The 1,815-nt window shown below is 73.4% G+C and carries 1 protein-coding gene; it reads right to left on the bottom strand.

Annotated elements, in window-relative coordinates:
• Window positions 1-164: 164 nt before the first annotated feature.
• Window positions 165-1,815: CRISPR-associated endonuclease Cas3'' (locus tag PKE44_RS18985; RefSeq protein WP_324554351.1), on the bottom strand; the 1,651-nt coding region annotated here is incomplete at its 5' end.

The following is a 1,815-nucleotide window of genomic DNA, read 5'->3' as shown; positions in this document are numbered from 1 at the left end:
GCGGTCGAGCCGGCTTTCGAGCACGAAGCCGTCGTCGGTCCAGTGTCCGGTGGCCTCGGCATCGGCCTGTTCGGCGACGAGGCGCAGCACGCCGAGCGCCTTCAGGTAATGCGCGAGCGGCACCGGCGTGCAGCCGCGCAGCAGCAGGGGATGCGGCGTCGGGCTCATGGCGTGTCCTCCCGCTTTGGTTCCTGTTCCTGCGCCGAGGCCCGCCAGTCGGCGATGCGTACCAGGGTTTCGAGCCACGCCAGCCGGAACGGGCCGTGCAGTGCCAGCAGTCGCTGCACGCGCGCCGTCCACGACGGCCCGTGCGCGCCGCGGCCGAGTTCCATCAGTTCGAGATCGACGCTGACGGCCGGTACTTCGGCGCCGTCGGCAAAGCGCAGCGCCGGCAGGGCTTCGCGTTCCCAGAAGCCGCGGGCGAAGCGCGGGCCGTATTGATCCTGCGGCGCCGGTTCCTGTTCGCCGGGCAGCGCGCGCAGCCGGGTGCGGACCTTGCCGTGATGCGCGAGCAGCAGATAGCCGATGAGATCGCTGGCCGGGTCGTCGGCCCAGCCGTGCGCGGCCAGCCAGTACAGCAGCGAGCCGAGTTCGTGGCGCAGGTGCGGGCGCGCATGCCGGCCGCCGGGCTGCGCCGACTTGGCCCAGAACTGATCCGGACTCCGGCGCGGATCGCCTTCGGGCAAGGCGGCCTGCAGCGATTGCTGGAATACCGGGTGCGCCTTGCCGGTGTCGTGCCAGCGCGCGGCGCTGATCACGGCTTCGGCATGCGGTTCGGCCAGATCGGTACAGAGCGCGCGGGCAGCGGCCTCGGCATCGGCCAGGTGCTCGGCGAGTCCGACGTAACGGCCGATGAAGCTGCGCCGGTCGTCGTCGATGTCCGCTGGTGGCGGGGCGTCGGCGGGCAGGTCGGTGGCGGGCGGCGGCACCGCAGCGCGGCTGTCGGGCGCGAAACCGGATTCCGGCGCATAACCGCCGGCCGCGGCCGCGACCAGCACGGTCATCCCGGGATGCAGCCTGCGCTCGCGCAGCGCCAGCCACTGGCCGGTCAGCCCGTCCCAGACGAAAGCGGCCTCGCGGCGCGACTTCAGGAAGGCGCTCGCGGCGCCGATGCCGGCGCGGCAGAGTTCGGCGGCTGCGGGGCGCGGCTGGCCGTCGGCGTCGAAACCGTTCTTCGCGACCGGCAACTCGCGCCAGAACAGCAGCAGGTCGGCATCGTCGGCGTCGCGGATCCAGGCCGAGACATCGACATCGAAGCCGCTCAGGTCCGGATCGGTATCGAACAGTTCGAGGAAGTCGCGCCGGCGCAGCACCGGATGCAGCGCCGCGTCGGCGGCGACTTTCGGCAGGGCATCGGGGCCGGCATCGCCGAGTTCGGCCAGCACCGCGCGGGCGGCATCGAGGTCGGCGGCCGGGTACGGCGCGGCGAGCGCCGGGTCGTCGCAGTCGATCCAGTAGACGGCGGCCTCGGCCGTGTCGTTGTACTCACCCTCGCGGTTGCAGCGCCCGCAGCGCTGCACCAGCGAGGCCCACGGCGCGAGTTCGGTGAACAGCGTGCGCGCCGAGACATCGACTCCCGCTTCCAGGCACTGCGTCGCGACCACGATGCGCCCGGCCGCCGGCAGCGGCGCATCGAGCCGCGCCTGCTGGCGCTGGCGGTCGCCGGGCCGGAAGCGGCCGTGCAGCAGCACGCAGTCGGCGGCCGGCCGCTGCGCGTTCAGCGCCTTCCAGACCTGCTGGGCGCGCTCGACGGTGTTCAGCACCAGCAGCGTCAGCGTGCCGGCGGCGTGCGTGGCGAGCGCCTGCGCGGCGAGG

This window comes from Plasticicumulans sp., from assembly GCF_035331805.1.
Classification (GTDB): domain Bacteria; phylum Pseudomonadota; class Gammaproteobacteria; order Competibacterales; family Competibacteraceae; genus Plasticicumulans.
Note: the sequence above shows the minus strand (reverse complement) of the source record. Positions and strands in the feature narration are given on the sequence as shown.